This window comes from Pseudomonas edaphica (genome assembly GCF_005863185.1).
GTDB classification, from domain to species: Bacteria; Pseudomonadota; Gammaproteobacteria; order Pseudomonadales; family Pseudomonadaceae; genus Aquipseudomonas; species Aquipseudomonas edaphica.
In genome coordinates, this window is the sequence record NZ_VBVZ01000559.1 from 1 (window position 1) to 4005 (window position 4005).

At 61.3% G+C, this 4005-nt stretch carries 2 protein-coding genes; both read right to left on the reverse strand.

What is annotated here, in order from left to right:
* Positions 1 to 159: 159 nt before the first annotated feature.
* The gene (gene treZ, locus FEM54_RS26445) at positions 160 to 1905 is read right to left on the reverse strand and encodes a malto-oligosyltrehalose trehalohydrolase (RefSeq protein ID WP_138453644.1); all 1746 of its coding nucleotides are present in this window, start codon (positions 1903 to 1905) and stop codon (positions 160 to 162) included.
* A gap of 39 nt (positions 1906 to 1944) precedes the next feature.
* Complete coding sequence (gene glgA / locus FEM54_RS26450) at positions 1945 to 3501, reverse strand: glycogen synthase GlgA (protein ID WP_138453645.1); 1557 nt, start codon at positions 3499 to 3501, stop codon at positions 1945 to 1947.
* Positions 3502 to 4005: the final 504 nt, after the last annotated feature.

Here is a 4005-nt window from a genome sequence, read left to right on the forward strand (position 1 = left end):
GGCTGGCATTGATCTCGGCGTCAGTATCGGCCGGGTGGCCCAGGCCTTTGAGGACGGCACGCAAGGCGGCGGGTTCGACATGTTGCGGACGGCCGTTTGCGTCGATCCAATCGACGGCCAGGCCCGCGCGGCTGGCGAGTATTTCCAGGTTCGCTTCGCTCAAGGGTGATCTCCAACAGGGGATAAGGCGACGCGTGCGCTGAACGGCGCCAGTTGCGCGCCTTCATGGGCAGACGTCTCGAATAGCAGGTGCGGCGGCGCCGGGTGATCCAGCGGCGTGGCACCCAGGTTCAGGTCAATCTGCAACAGGCTGCCGTTGCCCAGGCGCCAGCGCGCGGTGACGGCGCCGTCGGCCAGTACCTGCGCGCCCAGGGCCACGCTGCCGGGCAAGTGCGGCACGATGTGCCGATGGCGCAGGCTCAGCAGCTGACGGTAAAGCTGCGCGTGTTCGTGCTCGGTGAAGCGGGGCGCCGACTGCAGGAAAGTCGGCAGCGCATTCGGGTCGGGGATCTGTTCGCGCCGCTCAGGGTCTTTAAACGCGGCGAAATCGGCAAATTCGTTGCGTCGGCCCTCGCGCACGGCTTCGGCCAGCTCACCGTGATGATCGGTGAAAAACAGGAACGGCTGCTCGGCGTTGACTTCATCGCCCATAAACATCAGCGGAATCATCGGCGACATCAGCAGTAAGGTGGTGGCCGCCTTCAACGCCTGGGGCGAGCACAGTTGGTGCAGGCGCTCGCCCAGGGCGCGGTTGCCGACCTGGTCGTGGTTTTGCAAAAACGCCACGAAGGCGCTGGGTGGCAGATCACCACTGGGTTCGCCGCGCGCATGGCCGTGACGGGTGGTGTGGCCTTGGTAGATAAAACCTTCGCCCAGGCAGCGCGCGAGCTTCTCGGTGGGGTCTTGTGCGAAGTCGCTGTAATACGCATCCGTTTCGCCCGTGAGCAGTACGTGCAGTACGTTATGGAAGTCGTCATTCCACTGCGCATCAAAGTCGTGCTTGAGCAGGCGGGCCTGGTTGAGTTCGTTTTCCAGCACCAGCCATACGTGCCGGCCGGTGTCCACCTGCTGGCGTACCCGTTGCGCAAGTTCCTTGAGGAAACCGGGGTTGTCGATGGCGTGGACCGCGTCCAGGCGCAGGCCGTCGAAGCGGTACTCGAGCAACCACATCAGTGCGTTGTCGAGGAAAAAGTCGCGCACCTCACGGCGATCAAAATCAATCCCGGCGCCCCACGGCGTGTGCACGTCTTCTTCAAAGAAGCCTTGGGCGTACTGGCCCAGGTAATTGCCATCGGGGCCGAAGTGGTTGTAGACCACATCCAGGATCACCGCCAAACCGTGTTCGTGGGCACTGTCGATCAGGGCCTTGAGTTGTTCGGGGGAGCCATAGGAGGCTTGCGGGGCGTAGAGCAGCACCCCGTCGTAGCCCCAATTGCGCTCGCCGGGAAATTGCGCCAGCGGCATCAGTTCAATGGCGGTCACGCCCAGTTCGGCCAGGCGTGGCAGGTGCTTTTGCACGCCAGCATAGCCACCCAGTGCGCCCACATGCAGTTCGTAGATCACCGCCTCATGCCAAGGGCGACCTTGCCACTGGCTGTGTCGCCATTGATAGGCGAGGGGGTCGACGACCACGCTCCAGCCGTGCACGTCGAGTGCCTGGGCCCGGGATGCCGGGTCCGGCACGTCCTGTTCGCCATCAATGTTGTAGCGGTAACAAGTGCCCGCCGGGCACTCGGTTTCTACCTCGAACCAGCCATCTGCCTGGGGCAGCATGGCGATGGACTTGCCGTCTTGCAATTCAACGCTGACATAAAACGCGTCTGGCGCCCACAAGGCAAAACGCGTGTGTTGCGCGTCCAGCATGATTGCGCCGTGGGGCCAGGTTTCCAGAGTCCGTGACGGCATCTATGAAGACCTCCCTTTTTTGAAACAACAACCAAAAAATTACTTCGTGGGTTTCCCCAGGGCCTTGGCCACCAGTTGCTCGTATAGCTCGGCGTAGGGTTCCACCGCCTGGCACCAGTTGAACGGTTGGGTCATGGAGCGGCTGCGCATGGCGTTAAGCAGGCCTTTATTGGCAAACACCCTGAACGCGCGGCTCAGTGCTTCTTTATAGCTCTCGACAGTGGACTCATTGAACAGGAAGCCGGTGACGCCATTTTCGATGGTGTCCGCCAAGCCGCCGGTATTGCGCGCCACCGGCAGCGAGCCGAAACGCTGGGCGTACATCTGGCTCAAGCCACACGGCTCATAGCGCGAGGGCATCAGCAGGAAATCGCTGCCGGCGAACATGCGCCGTGCATCGGTTTCGTTGAAGCCGATGCGCACCCCGACCTGGCCAGGAAAGCGCAGGGCCAGTTCGCGCATGGCGTGTTCTTCCTCCGGCTCGCCACGGCCGATGATGGCGATCTGGCCACCGTTCTCGACAATAAAGCTGCTGACCGCTTCGGTCAGGTCCAGGCCTTTTTGGTACACCAGCCGTGATACCACCGCGAACAGCGGGCCGCTGGACTCGTGCAGGCCGAACAGTTCGCGCACATGGGCGGCGTTCACCGCCTTGCCTTCCCAGTCGCCAATATTGAAGTTATGGGTCAGATGCGTGTCGGTGGAGGTTTCCCAGCTTTCGTCGATGCCATTGGGAATCCCGCTGAGCAGGCCTTGCTGGGTCTTGCTGGCGAGGAAGCCGTCGAGGCCACAGCCGAATTCCGGGGTGGTGATTTCCTGGGCGTAGGTCGCACTCACGGTGGTGATATGGCTGGAATACGCCATGCCCGCCTTGAGGAACGACATCTTGCCGTAGAACTCCATGCCTTCCTGTTGCAGGGCATGGGGTGGAATGCCCAATTCCGGGGTCGACGCCAGGCTGACCACACCTTGATAGGCGAGGTTATGAATGGTGAACAGCGTGGGGGTGCGCGACCCACGCCAGTGCATATAAGCCGGCGCCAGGCCAGCCGGCCAGTCATGGGCGTGCACCAGGTCCGGGCACCAGTGGATCTGCGCCAGGTTGGCGGCCATGTCGGCGGCGGCCAGGCCCAGGCGAGCGAAGCGGATATGTTTGTCCGGCCAGTCGCGGCCATTGTTGGCGCCGTAGGGCGTGCCTTCACGCTCGTAGAGCTCGGGGCAGATCAGCACATAGATAACCAGGCCATCCTTGAGGTCCATGCGCCCGATCTTGCACGGCGGCAGCGCTGCGTGCCCGCCCAGCTCGCCAATGATATGGATCGGGTTGTCACTTTCCATTACCTGCGGGTAGCCCGGGATCAACACGCGCACATCATGCAGGTGCGCCATGGCGCGGGGCAGGGCAGCGGATACGTCGCCCAGGCCGCCGGTTTTCACCAGGTCGGCGAATTCGGACGTCACAAACAGGACTTTCTTACGATTAGGGTTCTGACTCACGATCGGCCGCACAGTGTTGGGCAGGTCGGCCAACGAAGTCGGTCCCCCTGCCGGCTGACTAAAACGCTCTCCCTGAGTATCGACTGCAGCACTGATCATAGTTCTCTCCTACATGTTTGGTCGGCTGATGGCCCGCTGCCATCGGCTCCGATTGGCCACATCCTGCGGCCAGGCGCACAAGCACAGTACAAGCTGGCAAGGCGTATGCCAGTTGCACCCATTGCGAAAAAAGAGTGGATGGACGGGCGTTCGGCTGAAGCGCCTGCGCTCGTCTCCCTTAAAAACTTGACCTGCGGCAGAGTTGTAAAGTTTCGATTTTTTGCGGGGTTTTTGTTTTGAAACGGACCCATCGGTCATCAGTCTAGGACAGATCCCAGAGACTGTACGGTTTCTAGGGGTTTTTTGTAGGACAAAAAACTTGTAACGATATGCACCGTTCGGAACTTGCGGTGATTTTGGGAGAACGGCGGATAATTGAAGTGAAAAGAGCTGGTGTGGCGAGCAGGCTTGTTGTGGCGAGCAGGCTTGCCCTGCGTTGGAGCGCGCAGCGCTCCCAAATCGCTCAATCGGTGCATCAGATAGACCGGGTGTGCTCATTATGGG